Below are 17,058 nucleotides of genomic sequence, written 5' to 3' on the forward strand. Positions count from 1 at the left end.
TTAAGAGGAAGAAGGTTCCGTATGTCTAAAGAAAAATTTGTAAGAGAGAAACCCCATTTGAATGTGGGGACAATTGGTCATGTGGATCACGGAAAAACAACGTTGACAGCGGCGTTGACAAAAGTGTTGTCCGAAAGATTCGGAGGGGAAGTACGAGCATTCGATCAAATAGATAACGCTCCGGAAGAGCGGGCTCGAGGAATTACAATAGCGACTTCGCACGTAGAGTATCAAAGCGACAAGCGCCACTACGCTCATGTTGATTGCCCGGGACACGCGGATTACGTAAAGAACATGATTACAGGAGCGGCGCAGATGGATGGAGCGATATTAGTGGTAAGCGCTGCGGATGGACCGATGCCGCAGACTCGGGAACATATTGTGCTGGCAAAGCAAGTAGGAGTGCCTTCGGTAGTAGTGTTTTTAAACAAAACGGATATGGTAGACGATAAAGAGTTGTTGGAATTGGTAGAGATGGAAGTAAGGGATCTGTTGACAAGTTACGATTTTCTAGGAGACGAAACACCAATTGTTTCGGGTTCGGCGTTGAAAGCGTTAGAAGGAGACGACGGGGAGTTAGGCGTCCCGTCGGTGTTGAAATTGGTAAAGGCGATGGATGAATATTTTAAAGACCCAAAACGAGAGAAAGACAAACCATTTTTGATGCCAATCGAGGATGTATTTTCGATATCGGGTCGCGGAACAGTAGTGACCGGTCGTATAGAAAGAGGAATCGTCAAAGTAGGCGACGAAGTTGAGATTGTAGGAATTAGAGCGACAACGAAGACGGTATGTACGGGTGTAGAAATGTTTCGAAAATTGTTGGACGAAGGTCAAGCAGGAGACAACGTTGGGGTGTTGCTTAGGGGCACAAGACGGGAAGAAGTTGAACGTGGACAAGTACTGGCACAACCCAAGACGATCACTCCGCATACAGTATTTGAATCCGAAGTTTATATATTGTCGAAAGAAGAAGGGGGGCGTCATACGCCTTTTTTGAAAGGATATCGCCCGCAATTTTATTTTCGAACAACAGACGTCACGGGAGAAGTGTTGAGTATTCCTAAAGAAGTTGAAATGGTAATGCCGGGGGAAAACGTAACGATAAAGGTGCAGTTGATAGCTCCGGTGGCGATGTACGAAGGATTGCGATTTGCGGTTCGCGAAGGCGGTCGTACTGTTGGGGCTGGAATCGTAACAAAAATTATTGAATAATTCCGAAGTAGTTTTCAACGAACAAGTTCGAAACCAGAGATTTAGAGGGAGAAAAAAGAGTTAGTATGGCGGTTAACGATAATCACCAGCGCATTCGAATCCGACTCAAAGCGTTTGATCATCGCCTAATCGATCGGTCCACTCGGGAGATTGTCGATACGGCGAAACGTACGGGCGCGATTGTTAGGGGTCCCATTCCTTTGCCTACAAAGATTGAACGCTATACAGTGTTGATTTCGCCTCATGTAGATAAAGACGCGCGGGACCAATACGAAATGCGTACACACAAACGTTTGGTGGATATTGTACAGCCTACCGAAAAAACAGTCGACGCGCTGATGAAATTGGACTTGGCTTCTGGAGTAGATGTCCAGATAAGTGTTGATCATGATTCGTCTGTCGGTGGAACGTGAAGGATATGAATAGAATAAATAAAGGATATGAATAATAAATGGAACGATTGCGGTGTCTATTGGTTTGATCGGTAAAAAATGCGGTATGACTCGAATTTTCACAAGTGGGGGAGTAGCAATTCCTGTTACTGTAGTTGAAGCGGTGCCCATTCGAATTGCTCAAATAAAAACGATAAAAACTGACGGTTACTGCGCTGTACAAGTGGCTTATGGCCATAAGCCTTCTGTTCGTGTCAACAAAGCAATGGCAGGGCACTACGCAAAAAGTGGGGTTTCGGGAGAGTCGACGCATGAATTTCGTGTAGACGCCAACGTATTGGTTGGCATCAAGATTGGCGATAAAATTGGGGTTGGTGTTTTTAAAGAAGGACAAACCGTTGATGTACGAGGTTTGACTCGCGGTAAAGGTTTCTCCGGTACAATAAAAAGGCATAATTTTAGAACTCAGGACGCCACTCACGGAAATTCGTTGTCCCATCGTGCGCTAGGTTCTACGGGGCAATGCCAAACACCAGGGCGTGTATGGAAAGGAAAAAAAATGTCGGGCCATATGGGAAATGTTTATCGTACTGTACAGAACCAAGTGCTTGTCAAAATAGATTCAGAACGACATCTCCTTTTAATTAAAGGAGCTCTGCCGGGCGCTCCTGGTAGTAAAATGGTCATCTTGGAATCGGTTAAAATGAGGAGATAAATGGAACTTCCAGTGTTTTCTTTCAACGGAGAATCCCACAAAGTGTCTGTAGCGGATGCTGTATTTGGAGCAGAATACAAGGAGGGCGTAGTACATCAAGTGGTTACTGCTTATTTGTCCGGTGCGCGATCGGGCACCAAAGCGCAAAAGACGCGAAGCGAAGTTCGCGGTGGAGGGTCTAAACCTTGGAGACAAAAAGGAACCGGTCGATCTCGGGCGGGTAGCATTCGTAGTCCTCTGTGGAGAGGAGGAGGGTTGGCTTTTGCGGCGACTCCTCGTGATTTTTCGCAAAAGGTGAATCGAAAGATGTATCGTCGGGCTGTAGTTTCTATTATTTCCGAATTGATTCGGCAAGAACGTTTTGTAGTAGTAGACATCTTAGAACTAACAAAACCGAAAACTCGTGAGTTGAAAGAATTTTTAAAAAAATCAAATGTGGAAAAAGTTCTCATCGTTCTTGGCAAGAAGGATCGCAACGTAGAGTTGGCTGCACGGAATATGTTCAACGTTACGACTACGAACATCATGCGAGTGGATCCGGTTAGTCTTGTTTCTGCGGAAAATGTGTTAATTACGATAGACGCTTTAAAGAAGCTTGAGGAAAAATTGTTGTGAATCAAGTACAGTCATTAGAAATCCTTAGGGCCCCCCACATATCGGAAAAAAGCACTTTGGTTGTAGGTCAATACACATTCGAAGTGTCTTCTGATGCAACAAAATCAAAAATCAGATCCGCTATAGAAAGCCAATTTGGTGTTACCGTTGAATCGGTACGTGTTTGCAATGTTAAGGGAAAAGCCACGCGATTTCGACAGGTACGGGGTCGTCGTAGAAATTGGAAAAAAGCTTATATTACTTTGGCTTCGGGCGAAGAAATTGATATTGCTTCTGGAAGTAAGAATTTCACTAGAGGCACTAGAGTGGATAAGAAAAGAGTAAAGAGTGGATAAAAAATGACTTTGATAAAAACAAAACCTACTTCGTCCGGAAGGCGGTTTGTCGTTAGAGTTGTGGACTCTAGTCTGTACAAAGGAAGTCCCTATACACCTTTATTAGCGGGCAAAAAACGCACTAGCTGTCGTAACAACAAAGGGCGTATTACTGTTCGTCACCGAGGTGGTGGACACAAGCGCCGTTACCGAATTATCGACTTCAAGTACGATAAGGAAGGTAGAGGCGTTGTGGAACGATTAGAGTACGATCCAAATCGCAGTGCTCGAATCGCTCTGGTTTTGTTTCCGGATGGAGAACGACGTTATATTGTAGCCCCTAAAGGGTTGCAAAAAGGTTCTCAAATCGCTTCAGGAAAAAACGCTCCAGTTAAAATTGGAAATTGTTTGCCGTTGTATAGTATTCCCTTAGGAACTACGATTTATAATCTCGAATTAAAGCCGGGAAAGGGTGCGCAGCTTGTTCGAAGTGCAGGTACTTCTGCGCAGTTGACAGCAAGAGAAGGAAGGTATGCTGTTGTTCGCATGCGTTCGGGTGAAGTGCGGAAAATTCCAGTTGATTGTCGCGCCTGTATTGGAGAAGTGTCTAATTCAGAGCACAATCTGCGTTCGCTGGGTAAGGCTGGCGCCAAACGTTGGCGCGGTCGGAGGCCTACTGTTCGCGGTGTAGCTATGAATCCGGTCGACCATCCCCACGGAGGAGGCGAGGGCAAAACTTCAGGAGGGAGACATCCGGTTTCCCCCACCGGGAAACCAACCAAGGGATACAGAACACGCCGTAACAAACGTACCGCTAATTTGATTGTTTGTGATCGGCGTAAGAACTAAACAAGAAAAAAGGATGCCTAAAAATGCCAAGATCAACAACCAAAGGCCCGTTCGTAGGGTATCGGCTTTTAAAAAAGATGAGGCGGGCGCAAAAAGAAGACATTAAGCGACCTGTCAAAACTTGGTCTCGATGTTCCATGATAATCCCCGAGATGGTAGGACTGACTATTTCGGTCCACAACGGGCGAAAACATGTACCGATTTACATTTCGGAGAATATGGTAGGACATAAATTGGGAGAGTTTTCCCCAACCCGTACCTTTAGAGTGCATTCGGGAGATCGAAAGACAAAGAAAGAGGATTGATGAAGAAGAAATGAAGAAAGGAAAATATAGTGGAAGTTAGCGCAAGATTAAAATATGCGCGCATTTCGGCTCAAAAAGTGAGACTTGTGGCCAATCAGATTCGGGGTTTTTCTGCTGAGAAAGCGATCCGTCTTCTGCAGTTTAGTAATAAAAAAGCCGCGTCCGTTGTACGAAAAGTTTTGAATTCAGCTATTGCCAATGCCGAACACAACCAAGGTGTTGTTGATGCGGGTGAATTAAGCATATCAACATTGATGGTTGATGAAGGACCTGTGGCGAAACGGTTTCGCGCTCGAGCGCGTGGTCGTACCAATCAAATTTCGAAGCGCACTTGCCACATTACTGTTAGAATATCAGATTTCCAGACAGAGGAGAAAACGAGTAGTGGGTCAAAAAGTTAATCCTATAGGCATGCGGCTTGGCATTGTAAAAGATTGGACATCCAACTGGTATGCGGATACAAAGAGTTTTCCTGATCGTTTAAATGACGATTTGCGGGTGCGTCAGTTGCTGGAGAGTCGTTTGAAAGGAGCGTCTGTTAGTCGCATTCAGATCGAACGACCGGCTCGTAATGCCAAAATTTCGATTTATTCTGCACGTCCGGGTGTAATTATTGGAAAAAAGGGCGAGGAAATTGAAGCGTTGCGTTTAGAAATATCAAAAATGATGAAAGTTCCTGTACACATCACCATTGAAGAGATTCGGAAACCCGAATTGGATGCAAAGCTGGTGGCGGAAAATATTGTCCAACAATTGGAGCGTCGCGTTGCATTTCGAAGAATCATGAAACGTTCTGTGCAAAATACTCTACGTCAAGGCGCCTTAGGAGTCAAAATAAGTGTCAGTGGACGTTTGAGCGGATCCGAAATCGCCCGTACCGAATGGTATCGAGAAGGTCGTGTTCCTTTGCATACGTTTCGTGCTGATATTGATTATGCGATGGCTGTGGCAAAAACTACTTACGGAACGATTGGGGTAAAGGTGTGGATTTTTAAAGGAGAAACGCACGTGTTGAAAAATTCTTCGTTGTCGTCAGTGGAGGAATCTTCATAGCCATAGCGCAGAAGGATTGATGAAACATGTTGCAACCGAGTAATAGAAAGTATCGTAAGGATTTTAAAGGTCGGAATCGGGGAATGGCGTGCCGCGGAAATCGAATTAGTTTTGGAGAATTTGGTCTTAAAGCTGCGCAGCACGCTAGGATTACTGCGCGCCAACTAGAGGCCGCTCGCCGTGCTCTTTCGAAACACGTGAAGCGTAGTGGAAAAATCATTATTCGTATCTTTCCAGACAAACCGATTACAAAAAAACCTTTGGAGGTACGACAGGGTAAAGGTAAGGGAAATGTCGAATATTGGGTAGCACTTGTACAACCTGGCCGAATGATTTTTGAAATCGAGGGAATTGAAGAAACGCTTGCTCGAGAAGCTTTTGTGCGAGCGGCGGCTAAATTACCTGTAAGATGTATATTTTCCAGACGTATGATAGTATAGTAGTGATGAAGACCGAAAGATTTTGTGAAAAATCGGAATCCGAACTCAAAAAAGAATTGGTCAGTTTGCTAAAGGAACAATTTAGTTTTCGTATGCAAATGGGTGTGAGAGAAAAAACAGTCCGACCGCACCTCTGTAAACGCATACGTCGTAGTGTTGCTCGCACTAAAACCTTTTTAAGAGAAAAAAGAGGTCGTGGCGGTGGATGACAATAAAAAAAAATCTCGTGTTGTGGCGGGAACCGTCATCAGCAACAGTATGCGCGACACAATCGTTGTGTTGGTAGCTTGGCGGTCGAGGCACCTCAAATACGGAAAATTTATTAGGCGTTTTACAAAATTGTATGTACACGATCAGGGAAACAAATGCCAAAAAGGCGATATTGCAGTTGTTTATGCAACGCGTCCTATTTCGAAGACAAAGAAGTGGATTTTGGAGAAGATTACAAAAAAAGCCAAAAAATAGCAGGTTGGGAGAAGAGGCTGTATGATTCAAGCGCAATCGGGTGTTGATGTAGCAGACAACAGTGGAGCTAAGCGTGCGGTGTGCATTAAAGTTTTAGGAGGTTCTAAACGCCGGTATGCAAACATCGGCGATATTATAAAAGTAAGTATTAAAGAAGCGATGCCAAGAGGAAAAGTGGAAAAAGGAGATGTGGTAAACGCTGTAGTGGTACGAACGCGTAAGGGTATTCGAAGAGTTGACGGATCGACGATTCGTTTTGATGGAAACGCAGTGGTTTTGCTGAGCAATCAGTCGCAGCCAATAGGCACTCGGATTTTTGGTCCGGTGACTCGTGAACTACGGACCCGCAATTTTATGAAAATTATTTCATTAGCTTTGGAAGTACTATAGAGTGTTTTATGGAGCGTTCTAGTCGTTCTAGTATTGTAGAGTAGAATTATAGAAGGGAAGATATGGCGACAAAAAAAATTAGAAAAAGCGATATTGTTGTAGTGGTTACAGGAGAGGATAAACGTTGCCAAGGAAAGGTTCTGAAAATTTCTTCTGACGGGAAAGTTTTGATCGAAGGTGTACATTTGGTCAAAAAACATGTGAAACCCAATCCTAATAAAAACGAGCAGGGTGGAGTATTGGAACGGGAATCAGGAATTCATATTTCAAATGTCGCCGTTTATAACCCCGCCGCTAAAAAACCAGATTGGGTAAAAATTAAAATTCTGGATGATGGAACTAAGATTCGAGTGTTTGCGTCAAACAGAGAAAGGATTGATGTGTAGATTATAGAAGAATAGAATATGCAAGAGTTTCAGGAACTTTATAGAAAGAAAATTGTGCCGGACTTACAAAAAGAGTTTGGTTTTAAGTCCGTAATGTCTGTACCGCGTATTGAAAAAATTACCCTAAATATGGGTGTCGGCGGAGCTGTTTCCGACAAAAAAGCAATTGAACGCGCTGTAGACGATATGACGAGGATTGCGGGTCAGAAACCTGTTGTTACCTGTGCGCGCAAATCGGAAGCCGGTTTCAAAATCCGTACCGGATGGCCTGTTGGTTGTAAAGTGACTCTGCGTCGAAGACGTATGTATACTTTTTTGCAACGATTAATTGCAATTGCGATACCGCGTATTCGAGATTTTCGAGGTTTTAGTATTTCGTCTTTCGATCAATGGGGTAATTTCAGTTTTGGTATCCGAGAACAAATTGTTTTTCCAGAAGTTCAGTACGATAAAATTGATGCCATTCGCGGACTCGATGTTAGCATTACAACGAGCGTGCGTTTTGGAGAGAAGACACAAGCTCTGTTGTTGTTGAAAAGTTTTGGTTTTCCACTCAAAGACTATTGAAACGGCTAGGTTGTTGTTGAATACAAAAATATTATGGCAAAATTGAGTGTAATCGAGCGCAATGAGAGACGAATTCGGGAATCTCGTAAAGCCCAAAAGAGTCGTTCCGAGTTGAAAAAGATGTTGAAAAAAGGTTCTTTTGAAGAACAAGAACTGGTTTCGTTGAAACTACAAAAAAATCCTCGAAATGAGTCCAAAGTACGAGTTAGACATCGGTGTCGAGAATGCGGACGGCCGTGCGGAACGCTGAAAAAATTTGGATTGTGTCGAATTCACTTAAGAGAAGCTGTAATGCGAGGTGATGTTCCTGGCTTGAAAAAAGCCAGTTGGTAGTTTTATTATGATGCAGGATCCCATTTCTGATACATTGGCGCGTATTCGCAATGCCCAAGCGGCAGCAAAAAGGGAAGTTTCTATGCCTTCTTCAAAATTGAAATTAAGTCTTGTATCGGTGTTGAAGGAAGAAGGGTATATTGCGGATTTTCGCGAAGAAAATAAATTTTCCAAGCGACTGATTGTAATTTTGAAGTATTATAAAGGTAAACCTGTTATTTCAATGTTGAGGCGTGTGAGTAAGCCGTCTCTACGTGTATATAGCGGTAAGAACGAATTGCCTAAGGTGCATGGTGGGCTAGGCGTCGCTGTTATTTCGACTTCGAAAGGTATGATGTCTGACTCTCAAGCACGACATTTAGGAGAAGGTGGAGAAGTGATTTGCTACGTTAGCTGAATTTTTGGAGGGAAGATTTGTGGTAAGTCGTGTGGCAAAACAGCCAATCAAGATTCCGGATGGTGTGGATGTCAAAATTTGGAAACAGCGGATTACAGTACAAGGCGCTCTCGGTAGGATTTCGCGAACAATTCACGACAGAATTGAAGTTGTACTGAACGATGGTGTGCTCCGAGTGTCGATAAAACAGAAAGAACACAGCGTTTATTGTCCAAAGGAATTGAATGCGCTAGCGGGTACGGCTCGTTCTATAGTACAAAATATGGTCCGTGGTGTTTGCGACGGGTTTCGGAAAAAATTGATTATGGTGGGAATTGGCTATCGGGCTAAAGTGCAAGAACAGATCCTAAATCTAACGGTAGGGTTTTCGCATCCGGTGGACGTAAAAATACCGAAAAATGTTGTCGTAGAAACTCCCAGTGCAACCGAGATTGTCGTTAAAGGTCTTGATTGTCATATGGTCGGTCAAGTGGCTGCCGGTATTCGCGCAATTCGGCCACCGGAACCTTACAAAGGCAAGGGTATTCGCTATGATGATGAACGTGTGATTTGTAGAGACACTAAGAAAAAATAATTATAAGTATATTGATTCACTTAAGTATATTGATTCACTAACGATGAACAAACGCAAAAGACAGGCCAAACGCGCTCTGCGGACGAGGGCAAAAATCAAAGAATTGGGTGTAGTGCGGTTGTGCGTCTATCGATCGGCAAATCACATTTACGCGCAACTGATTTCCTCTGATGCAAATGTGCTGTCTTCCGGATCGACTTTGGAAAAAGAAATAAAAGACCGATTAGGAAATCGCGGAGGCAATACCGCAGCGGCTGCGCTGATAGGAAATCTTATTGCGGAACGCGCCAAAAAATTGGGTATCGTACGAGTGGCTTTTGATCGTAGTGGATACAAATACCACGGACGCGTTCGAGCATTGGCAGAAGCGGCGCGTTCGAGTGGAATGGCATTTTAGTTGACTCTTCTTAAGGAATTTATGCACAGCGAGAAAAGTAGTACTAACACAACCGAGAACCAAAACAAATTGATTCATGTTCGTCGTACAGCAAAAGTTGTAAAAGGGGGACGTATATTCGGTTTTTCCGCTTTAGTGGTTGTGGGGAATGGAGAAGGGAAAGTAGGTTTCGGTCTGGGAAAGGCGCGTGAGGTTCCATCTGCCATTCAAAAGGCTACAGAAGGCGCTCGCCGCGGTATGATCTACGTTCCTTTGGGAGCAGGCAACACGTTGAGCCATCCGATACAAGCTGTTTTCGCATCTTCGATTGTGTTGATATTGCCGGCGTCTCAGGGAACAGGAATAATTGCTGGGAATGCGATGCGGGCGGTTTTTGAAGTTATGGGTATCCAAAATATTTTGGCGAAATGTATCGGATCTTCCAATCCGATTAATGTGATTCGGGCCACTTTCAAAGCGATTAAAAATTTGGAAACACCTGAATCAGTCGCTGCAAAACGCGGAAAGCCTGTTGCGGAAATTTTGGGGTAAGACAAGAAGAAAGTCAAAATGCAGCAACCGAAAAAAATTCGTGTGACCTTAATAGGCAGTAAATATGGGAGAAAACCCGGTCACCGCGAGTGTATAGAAGGATTGGGATTGAGACGTATGCATCAAACGGTGGAAATTGTTAATACGTCTGTCAATCGAGGATTGATCAATAAGGTTCGTTATTTGTTGAAAATCACAGAAGTTTGAAATGCGACTGAACGTTCTAAAATCCAACTGTAAAAAACGAAAAAACAAAAGGCGGGTAGGCCGCGGAATTGGTAGCGGAAAAGGAAAAACGTGTGGTCGTGGACACAAAGGACAACGTTCTCGTTCCGGCGGTTATCGTAAAGTTGGATTTGAAGGTGGACAAATGCCTATACAGCGTCGAATTCCAAAATTTGGTTTTGTTTCGAAGAAAAAATTGATTTCTGCGGAAGTGCGTTTGCACGAATTAAATAAGATTAAGATTTCTGATGCGCATAGGGGCGTGATTGATATTGGTGTTCTAAAAACGAACAATATTGTCAGCCGCCGAACAAGATACGTGAAAATATTCGCTTCAGGAAAATTGGAACGTCCTGTAGTAATTTCCGGTATTAGAATTAGAGTGACTAGAGGTGCCAAAGCTTGCGTAGAAAGACAGGGCGGCAAGGTAGAACGTAATAATATAAATAGAAGAACAGAAGAAGGTTTACAAAAGTAAAGAAGAGAATGCACGCGATAGCTAACAGAAGAAAATTTGGTGGCATACCGTCTTCGTTGTCGCAAGGTGGATTTGGAGAATTGAGGAAACGTTTGTTGTTTGTTCTAATTGGTATTTTTGTATATCGATTGGGAACGTATATACCTATACCGGGTCTTAATCCTTCCCGTCTTTCGAAGCTTTTTCATCAGCACGAATGGGGGTTCTTGGGAATGTTCAATATGTTCTCTGGAGGAGCGTTGAGCCGGATGACAATTTTTGCTTTGGGAATAATGCCGTATATTTCTTCTTCTATCATTGTGCAAATGTATAGCCAGATTTCTCCCAAAATGCAGGTTCTACAAAAAGAGGGGGAATCGGGTCATAGAAAAATCAATCAATATATACGATACGGGACTGTCGTTTTGGCTTTGTTGCAATCAATTTTTATGACTAAATGGCTTGTCAACAGTAGCGGTGTTGTAATTGACCCAAATTTTGGTTTTTACTTTACGACTGTTGTCACTCTAGTAACAGGTACTATGTTTCTGATGTGGTTGGGTGAACAAATGACAGAACGAGGTATTGGAAATGGAATTTCTTTGATTATTTTTTCCAGTATTGCTTCACGGCTTCCTTCGGCAATCAGTCAAGTGTTTATGCAAGTGCGCCAAGACCAAATGTCTGTATTAACTTTGTTATTCTTGCTGTCGGTAATCATCTTAGTCATTTTAGTAGTAGTCTTCTTCGAAAGAGCTCAACGCCGTATTACCATTAATTATGCTAAACGCCAACAAGGAAGAAAATTGTACACGGCCCAAAGCAGTCATCTTCCGTTGAAGATTAATATGTCCGGAGTTATCCCGGTAATTTTTGCCCAAAGCATCATTTTGTTTCCCGGGGCTGTAGCCAAATTTATGGCCTCAATTCGAGAATTGGGATGGTTAGACAATATTTCCCTAGCGCTTTCGAACGGACAGCCCGCCTATATCGTGATTTTTGCTATAGCGGTGGTCTTTTTTAGCTTCTTTTATACAATGTTGGTGTTCAATCCCAGAGAAACGGCTGAAAATTTAAAGAAATCTGGAGCGTTTATTTCCGGTATTCGTCCAGGAGAGCAGACAGCAAACTATATCGGTAAAGTGATGATGCGACTTACTTTGATAGGTTCTGTCTATCTCGCTTCAGTAGCTTTATTGCCCCAATTTTTGATCTTGGTGTGGAACGTCCCCTTTTATTTTGGAGGTACTTCTCTGTTGATTGCAGTAGTAGTGATTATGGATTTTGTAGCGCAGATACAAGCTCACGTTGTAAGTCACCAATACGAATCTTTAATGAAAAAATCCGGTATAAAAGGATCAAGATTCGGACTTATTCGGTAAAAACAAAAAAAACCAAGAGAAAATAAAGATGAAAGTGAGAACGTCTGTAAAAAGAATTTGTCGAAACTGCAAAATAGTACGCCGAGAGGGCGTTGTACGAGTGGTATGTAGCAACGTTCGGCATAAACAACGACAGAGCGGTTGACGGTAAAATGATCAGAAAAAAAGATCGGATAGGCGGAATAAATTTTCCAGTGCAGTTGTATTTTGATCTTCTTCAACTTGATTTATTGTAGAGGGAGGATTATGCTTACCAAACCAATTTTGTCGCGTTGTTGTCGATTAGGCAGTAGTTGAAACGAAGATAAGAGAGAATGACAGCTCGTATTGCAGGTGTTAACATTCCGGTACACAAACATGTGTGGATAGCGCTTCAGGCTATTTATGGTATAGGCGCCCCCCGCGCAATGAAGATTTGCAAAGCGGCAAACATCGATCCGGCTTTTAAGATTACCGACTTGTCTGAAGTTGAACTGAATGTCTTGCGAGACGAAGTCAGTAGATTCGCGGTGGAAGGAGATTTAAGACGCAAGCGTTCTATGGACATCAAAAGAAAGATGGACTTAGGTACCTATCAAGGTGTTCGTCATCGTCGTGGGCTTCCGGTTCGTGGTCAACGAACCCGGACTAACGCTCGCACACGTAAGGGTAGACGTAAATCTATACAAAACTAATAACTATAAAAACCTAATAACAGGTTCATTGGCTGTATGGGAAAAAAGCGTTTTCGAAAAGTTTCTGAAGGCATTGCGCACATCAATGCGGAATTTAACAATACGAAGGTATGTATTTCCGATCTGCAAGGGAATGTGTTGTGTTTTCGATCGGCGGGGGGTTCTGGATTTAAAGGGTCCCGAAAAGGAACTCCTTATGGAGCGCAACTAGCCGCTGAAGGAGTTGGTGAGAGAGCCATCCAAGATTTTGGTATGGAAACCGTTTCTGTATGTGTCAAAGGTCCGGGGGCAGGACGAGATTCTGCCATTCGTGGATTGCGTGCTTCAGGCCTGAAGATTGTCAGTCTAGAGGACCGTACGGCACTCCCCCATAATGGCTGTCGACCCCGTAAGAGAAGGAGAGTATAGAAGAGTACAAGGGAGAGATTTTACAGTGGCGAGATATTTAGGTCCAAAATGCAGATTGTTACGACGCGAAAAGACCGATTTACAACTAAAGAGCGGAATTCGTAGTGTTGATTCGAAGTGCAATATCGAGCGTATTCCCGGTATGCATTGGCAGCGCCGGGGGAGAACTACAGACTATAGTGCTCAATTACGGATGAAACAATTGATTAAGCGGTACTACGGAATTCTAGAAAAGCAATTTCGCAATTATTATCAAAAAGCCGATAAATTCAAGGGTTCTACTGGAGAGAATTTGCTAAACTTATTGGAGAGGCGTTTGGACAATGTAGTGTATCGGATGGGGTTTTCGGCCACTCGGGCCGAGGCGAGACAACTCGTAAGCCACAAAGCTATTCTTGTCAATGGAGGTTTGGTCAACATCTCTTCCTATCAGGTAAAGACCGGAGATTCGATCGAAGTACGCGATTGTGCAAAAAAGCAACTGCGTATTAAAGGCGCATTAGAACTGGCACAACAACGTGCAACTGTCCCTTGGATCGAAGTGAATTCTGCAAAAATGGTTGGTGTATTCAAAAATCAGCCCAGTGCAGCAGAACTGCCCGCTGAATTCAAAATTAATCTTGTTGTTGAGCTTTATTCGAAATAGGGGGTTTAAAAATGCAAGAGCTTCACTCGTTTTTAACGCCGAAAAATATTCAGGTTTATCCTATATCGACCAACCACTTTCGCATCGTTTTGGAACCATTAGAACGCGGATTTGGACACACTTTGGGAAACGCCTTGAGACGAGTTTTACTGTCTTCGATGCCTGGAGCCGCTATTGTCGAAGCGCAAATAGAAGGGGTTTTGCATGAATACAGTTCTCTTGAAGGCATACGAGAAGATATAGTGGACGTCATTTTGAATTTGAAAGGAATTTCTGTCAGGTTGGAAGGATGCGATGAAGCTACCTTAAATCTAAGTAAAAAAGGACCGGGTGTGGCTACGGCGGGGGATCTGCAAACAGACCACAGAGTCAAGATCGCCAATCCCGATCATATCATTGCGCATCTCACTCGAGATGGTGTTCTCAGTATGAGATTGAAAGCGGCGATAGGTCGAGGTTATGAACCTGCCAGCATTCGCGCAGAAAAAGGAGAAAACCGATCTCTTCTGAATGTGTTGTTGTTGGACGCTTCCTACAGTCCAGTACGACGCGTTTCCTATTCTGTAGAAAACACTCGAGTTAAAAAACGTATCGATTTGGATAAATTGATCATCGAACTCGAGACCAATGGTACTCTCAATCCTGAAGGGGCTATTCGATTTGCGGCGACTATTTTGCAACAGCAATTGTCCGCTTTTGTCGATATGAAACATGAAGAAAGATCCACCAATTGCAGTAAAGGAGAGAAAATAAATCCTGTATTGTTTCGTTCTGTAGACGACTTGGAATTGACCGTACGTGCGGCTAATTGCTTAAAAGCGGAAAGCGTCTACTATATTGGCGATTTGGTTCAACGATCCGAAAACGATCTACTCAAAACACCAAATTTGGGCAGAAAGTCTTTGTTGGAGATTAAAAGCGTTCTCGCACAAAAAGGGCTAAGTTTGGGTATGCATATTGAAGGAGGATGGCCTCCGGAAAATTTTCCGGAGAAAAAAATAAATTATGCGTCATCGTAAAAGTGGAAGACGCTTGAGTCGTCCCAGTGCACACCGCAATGCGATAATGAGAAATATGGCTGTTTCGTTGCTGAAGCACGAGATGATAAGAACCACCTTGGCAAAAGCAAAAGAATTGCGCAGAACGGTTGAACCTCTAATCACTGTAGCAAAAGAAGACAGTGTCGCCAATCGCCGCTTAGTTTTTGGCCGCTTGCGTGACAACGAAAGTGTAGCGGCGCTTTTTACGGAAATTGCCCCTCGGAATACAAAACGTTCTGGAGGTTATTTCCGCGTATTGAGGTGTGGATTTCGCGCTGGAGACAATGCGCCTATGGCAATCATTGAACTGGTTGACCGTGCAAATAAGAACAGGAACGCCAAAAATTAATTCAAAGTCGGGAAAATTTGGTCAAGAAATTGGGAAACTGTTTTTTTAACTTGAAGATCTCACTGAATTTGCAAAGTCAAGTGAAATGTGATCGTTCGGTTCCGCTATTCTGGGTAATGTCCAGTTGTCGAAAATTATGATTATTGCGCCAAAAATCCGTGGTTTTGTTTGTACAACTGCTCATCCGGAAGGATGCAAGAATCATGTGATGGAATGGATAGACTGCGTCAGGCAACGGACATGTTTCTGGGGGGTTTCTAAACCTAAAAAGGTTTTGATTATCGGTTCTTCTTCTGGTTTTGGTCTTGCGAGTCGTGTCGTATCTTCTTTTGGTATTGGAGCCGAGACAATAGGAGTTTTTCTCGAAAAACGGTCTACGAAAAAAAGAACCGCTTCTCCAGGATGGTACAACGCAGCGGCTTTTGAAAAAGCCGCACACAAATCGGGATTGTACGCTAAAAGCATCAACGGAGATGCGTTTTCGGACGCAATAAAAGAACAAACCATCAGGCTAATCCAACAAGATTGGAAAGATGGGGTCGATTTAGTTGTTTATAGTATTGCTTCTCCGCGTCGTGTGCACCCCAAAACTGGAGAAATGTTTAGTGCTGTACTAAAACCTATCAAACAACTTTATCGAAGCAAAACGATAGATGTTATGACAGGTGAGATAAGTGAAGTAACGATTGAACCTGCAACTGAGAAGGAAATTCAAGATACGATTGCGGTTATGGGCGGTGATGATTGGACACTATGGATAACCTCTCTGTTGGAGAACGGTTGTTTGTCGAAAGAAATCAAAACAATTGCTTTTACGTATATTGGACCTGAATTCACTCATCCGATCTATCGTAACGGTACTATCGGAAGAGCGAAGTTGTCTTTAGAAGCAACAGCTAGAAGACTGCATGCCCTTTTACAGTCGAAATTAGGAGGACAAGCTGTCATTTCTGTAAATAAAGCGTTAGTAACTCAAGCCAGTGTCGCTATACCTGTAGTTCCTCTGTACATTTCGTTGCTTTATAAAGTCATGAAAGAAAAAAATCTACACGAAGACTGTATCGAGCAAATGTGGCGATTATTTAGAGAATGTTTGTATGGAAAAAATACGACGTTTCTGGATACAGAACGGCGCGTTCGCATTGACGACCGAGAGATGCGAAACGATGTACAATCGGAAGTGCAAATGTTGTGGAAATCCGTTAACAGTAAAAATGTCAATCGAATCTCTGACATTTCCGGTTATCGAAAGGATTTTTACAAATTGTTCGGTTTCGGTTTGAGTAACGTCGACTACGAACAAGATGTGGATGTTGACGTCGATATCCCTTCAATCCAATTCTGATCAATTTTCATTTTTCATTTTCTCAAGAAGATCCCTTAGGATTAGAAAGGTAAGATTAGAAAGGAATGTCGTCTTCAAGTTCGGGAACGTCTCTTTGGTAGGCACTACCGTCGTCAAGTGCCTCTTCTTGGTTTTTGTTTTTGATTGGACCAGAAGATGGTTTGTAAGAAGCAACAGAGCTTCCTTCTTCCTGACTAGGATTTCGATTGTCTAGTATGTGCATTTCGTTCGCAACGATTTCTGTGGTATAACGATCGGAGTTGTTTTTGTCCTGCCATTTTCGAGTTCGCAGACTTCCTTCAATATATACTTTGGATCCCTTTCGTAAGTACTCTCCTACAATTTCGGCCAAACGGCCAAAAAACGCGACTCGATGCCATTCTGTCCGCTCTTGCAACGTTCCTGTTTTGTCACGCCAAGCGGTGTTTGTGGCCAGCGCTGTGTTCGCAACGGCGTGCCCATTAGGGGTATAACGTACTTCGGGGTCTTGACCTAAGTTTCCGATCAAAATGACTTTGTTTATTCCTCTAGCCATAAAACAAATTGTTCCTCTTTTTCCTCAGATTCGAACGCATATTATGAAATACAAACATT

The 17,058-nt window shown here is 43.1% G+C and carries 31 protein-coding genes; 30 read left to right on the forward strand and 1 reads right to left on the reverse strand.

Annotated elements, in window-relative coordinates:
• The first annotated feature begins 21 nt into the window (after positions 1-21).
• The 30 genes from tuf (at position 22) to fabV (ending at position 16,464) form a co-directional block, all read left to right on the forward strand.
• Complete coding sequence (gene tuf, locus EGQ50_RS01490) at positions 22-1,215, forward strand: elongation factor Tu (protein WP_159747926.1); 1,194 nt, start codon at positions 22-24, stop codon at positions 1,213-1,215.
• 65 nt (positions 1,216-1,280) lie between these two features.
• A complete protein-coding gene (gene rpsJ / locus EGQ50_RS01495) occupies positions 1,281-1,628 on the forward strand; it encodes a 30S ribosomal protein S10 (RefSeq protein ID WP_159747928.1) in 348 nt (115 codons plus the stop codon).
• A gap of 52 nt (positions 1,629-1,680) precedes the next feature.
• Positions 1,681-2,322, forward strand: a complete 642-nt coding sequence (gene rplC / locus EGQ50_RS01500; RefSeq protein WP_159747930.1) for a 50S ribosomal protein L3 — start codon at positions 1,681-1,683, stop codon at positions 2,320-2,322.
• Positions 2,323-2,937, forward strand: coding sequence for a 50S ribosomal protein L4 (gene rplD / locus EGQ50_RS01505; RefSeq protein ID WP_159747932.1), 615 nt, complete (start codon positions 2,323-2,325; stop codon positions 2,935-2,937).
• A complete protein-coding gene (gene rplW, locus EGQ50_RS01510; protein WP_159747934.1) occupies positions 2,934-3,272 on the forward strand; it encodes a 50S ribosomal protein L23 in 339 nt (112 codons plus the stop codon). Before rplD ends, rplW begins: the two co-directional genes overlap by 4 nt.
• 3 nt (positions 3,273-3,275) lie before the next feature.
• Positions 3,276-4,100: a 50S ribosomal protein L2 gene (gene rplB, locus EGQ50_RS01515; protein ID WP_159747936.1), complete on the forward strand. Its 825-nt coding sequence runs from the start codon at positions 3,276-3,278 to the stop codon at positions 4,098-4,100.
• A gap of 23 nt (positions 4,101-4,123) precedes the next feature.
• Entirely contained in the window at positions 4,124-4,405 is a 282-nt protein-coding gene (gene rpsS, locus EGQ50_RS01520) for a 30S ribosomal protein S19 (RefSeq protein WP_159747938.1), read from the forward strand.
• A gap of 29 nt (positions 4,406-4,434) precedes the next feature.
• Complete coding sequence (gene rplV / locus EGQ50_RS01525) at positions 4,435-4,806, forward strand: 50S ribosomal protein L22 (protein ID WP_159747940.1); 372 nt, start codon at positions 4,435-4,437, stop codon at positions 4,804-4,806.
• The gene (rpsC, locus tag EGQ50_RS01530; RefSeq protein WP_159747942.1) at positions 4,790-5,458 is read left to right on the forward strand and encodes a 30S ribosomal protein S3; all 669 of its coding nucleotides are present in this window, start codon (positions 4,790-4,792) and stop codon (positions 5,456-5,458) included. The genes rplV and rpsC overlap by 17 nt, the downstream gene beginning before the upstream one ends.
• A gap of 26 nt (positions 5,459-5,484) precedes the next feature.
• Entirely contained in the window at positions 5,485-5,898 is a 414-nt protein-coding gene (gene rplP / locus EGQ50_RS01535; RefSeq protein ID WP_159747944.1) for a 50S ribosomal protein L16, read from the forward strand.
• Between the two features lie 5 nt (positions 5,899-5,903).
• The gene (gene rpmC, locus EGQ50_RS01540; protein WP_159747946.1) at positions 5,904-6,107 is read left to right on the forward strand and encodes a 50S ribosomal protein L29; all 204 of its coding nucleotides are present in this window, start codon (positions 5,904-5,906) and stop codon (positions 6,105-6,107) included.
• Positions 6,094-6,363, forward strand: coding sequence for a 30S ribosomal protein S17 (rpsQ, locus tag EGQ50_RS01545; protein ID WP_246168917.1), 270 nt, complete (start codon positions 6,094-6,096; stop codon positions 6,361-6,363). Before rpmC ends, rpsQ begins: the two co-directional genes overlap by 14 nt.
• A 21-nt stretch (positions 6,364-6,384) precedes the next feature.
• Positions 6,385-6,753: a 50S ribosomal protein L14 gene (gene rplN, locus EGQ50_RS01550; protein ID WP_159747948.1), complete on the forward strand. Its 369-nt coding sequence runs from the start codon at positions 6,385-6,387 to the stop codon at positions 6,751-6,753.
• Between the two features lie 62 nt (positions 6,754-6,815).
• Positions 6,816-7,139, forward strand: coding sequence for a 50S ribosomal protein L24 (gene rplX, locus EGQ50_RS01555; RefSeq protein ID WP_159747950.1), 324 nt, complete (start codon positions 6,816-6,818; stop codon positions 7,137-7,139).
• A gap of 18 nt (positions 7,140-7,157) precedes the next feature.
• Positions 7,158-7,706: a 50S ribosomal protein L5 gene (rplE, locus tag EGQ50_RS01560; RefSeq protein ID WP_159747952.1), complete on the forward strand. Its 549-nt coding sequence runs from the start codon at positions 7,158-7,160 to the stop codon at positions 7,704-7,706.
• Between the two features lie 33 nt (positions 7,707-7,739).
• On the forward strand, positions 7,740-8,039 hold the full coding sequence (gene rpsN, locus EGQ50_RS01565) for a 30S ribosomal protein S14 (protein WP_159747954.1): 300 nt from the start codon (positions 7,740-7,742) through the stop codon (positions 8,037-8,039).
• A 7-nt stretch (positions 8,040-8,046) separates the two neighbouring features.
• Positions 8,047-8,436 carry a 30S ribosomal protein S8 gene (gene rpsH, locus EGQ50_RS01570; protein WP_218939752.1) on the forward strand — a complete coding sequence of 130 codons (390 nt, stop codon included), beginning with the start codon at positions 8,047-8,049 and terminating at the stop codon, positions 8,434-8,436.
• Positions 8,437-8,455: 19 nt separating this feature from the next.
• Positions 8,456-9,010 (forward strand): 50S ribosomal protein L6, encoded by a 555-nt coding sequence (gene rplF, locus EGQ50_RS01575; RefSeq protein WP_159747956.1) that lies wholly within the window; start codon positions 8,456-8,458, stop codon positions 9,008-9,010.
• A 43-nt stretch (positions 9,011-9,053) separates the two neighbouring features.
• On the forward strand, positions 9,054-9,407 hold the full coding sequence (rplR, locus tag EGQ50_RS01580; RefSeq protein WP_159747958.1) for a 50S ribosomal protein L18: 354 nt from the start codon (positions 9,054-9,056) through the stop codon (positions 9,405-9,407).
• A 21-nt stretch (positions 9,408-9,428) separates the two neighbouring features.
• The gene (gene rpsE, locus EGQ50_RS01585) at positions 9,429-9,938 is read left to right on the forward strand and encodes a 30S ribosomal protein S5 (protein WP_159747960.1); all 510 of its coding nucleotides are present in this window, start codon (positions 9,429-9,431) and stop codon (positions 9,936-9,938) included.
• Positions 9,939-9,956: 18 nt separating this feature from the next.
• A complete protein-coding gene (gene rpmD, locus EGQ50_RS01590) occupies positions 9,957-10,145 on the forward strand; it encodes a 50S ribosomal protein L30 (protein ID WP_159747962.1) in 189 nt (62 codons plus the stop codon).
• Between the two features lies 1 nt (position 10,146).
• Positions 10,147-10,641: a 50S ribosomal protein L15 gene (gene rplO, locus EGQ50_RS01595; protein ID WP_159747963.1), complete on the forward strand. Its 495-nt coding sequence runs from the start codon at positions 10,147-10,149 to the stop codon at positions 10,639-10,641.
• An 8-nt stretch (positions 10,642-10,649) separates the two neighbouring features.
• On the forward strand, positions 10,650-12,002 hold the full coding sequence (gene secY / locus EGQ50_RS01600) for a preprotein translocase subunit SecY (protein ID WP_159747965.1): 1,353 nt from the start codon (positions 10,650-10,652) through the stop codon (positions 12,000-12,002).
• 28 nt (positions 12,003-12,030) lie between these two features.
• Complete coding sequence (gene rpmJ / locus EGQ50_RS01605) at positions 12,031-12,147, forward strand: 50S ribosomal protein L36 (RefSeq protein WP_159747967.1); 117 nt, start codon at positions 12,031-12,033, stop codon at positions 12,145-12,147.
• Positions 12,148-12,316: 169 nt separating this feature from the next.
• Positions 12,317-12,676 carry a 30S ribosomal protein S13 gene (gene rpsM, locus EGQ50_RS01610; RefSeq protein WP_159747969.1) on the forward strand — a complete coding sequence of 120 codons (360 nt, stop codon included), beginning with the start codon at positions 12,317-12,319 and terminating at the stop codon, positions 12,674-12,676.
• Between the two features lie 36 nt (positions 12,677-12,712).
• Entirely contained in the window at positions 12,713-13,084 is a 372-nt protein-coding gene (gene rpsK, locus EGQ50_RS01615; RefSeq protein WP_159747971.1) for a 30S ribosomal protein S11, read from the forward strand.
• A gap of 25 nt (positions 13,085-13,109) precedes the next feature.
• A complete protein-coding gene (gene rpsD / locus EGQ50_RS01620; RefSeq protein WP_159747973.1) occupies positions 13,110-13,730 on the forward strand; it encodes a 30S ribosomal protein S4 in 621 nt (206 codons plus the stop codon).
• Between the two features lie 11 nt (positions 13,731-13,741).
• The gene (locus EGQ50_RS01625) at positions 13,742-14,749 is read left to right on the forward strand and encodes a DNA-directed RNA polymerase subunit alpha (protein ID WP_159747975.1); all 1,008 of its coding nucleotides are present in this window, start codon (positions 13,742-13,744) and stop codon (positions 14,747-14,749) included.
• Complete coding sequence (gene rplQ, locus EGQ50_RS01630; RefSeq protein WP_159747977.1) at positions 14,736-15,119, forward strand: 50S ribosomal protein L17; 384 nt, start codon at positions 14,736-14,738, stop codon at positions 15,117-15,119. Before EGQ50_RS01625 ends, rplQ begins: the two co-directional genes overlap by 14 nt.
• A gap of 136 nt (positions 15,120-15,255) precedes the next feature.
• Positions 15,256-16,464 carry an enoyl-ACP reductase FabV gene (gene fabV / locus EGQ50_RS01635; protein ID WP_159747979.1) on the forward strand — a complete coding sequence of 403 codons (1,209 nt, stop codon included), beginning with the start codon at positions 15,256-15,258 and terminating at the stop codon, positions 16,462-16,464.
• 55 nt (positions 16,465-16,519) lie between these two features.
• On the opposite strand, the gene ssb is transcribed toward fabV, so the two are convergent.
• On the reverse strand, positions 16,520-16,999 hold the full coding sequence (ssb, locus tag EGQ50_RS01640) for a single-stranded DNA-binding protein (protein WP_159747981.1): 480 nt from the start codon (positions 16,997-16,999) through the stop codon (positions 16,520-16,522).
• Between the last annotated feature and the right edge of the window lie 59 nt (positions 17,000-17,058).

Origin of the sequence: Coxiella endosymbiont of Amblyomma sculptum, assembly GCF_009883795.1 — a bacterium.
Lineage (GTDB): Bacteria > Pseudomonadota > Gammaproteobacteria > Coxiellales > Coxiellaceae > Coxiella.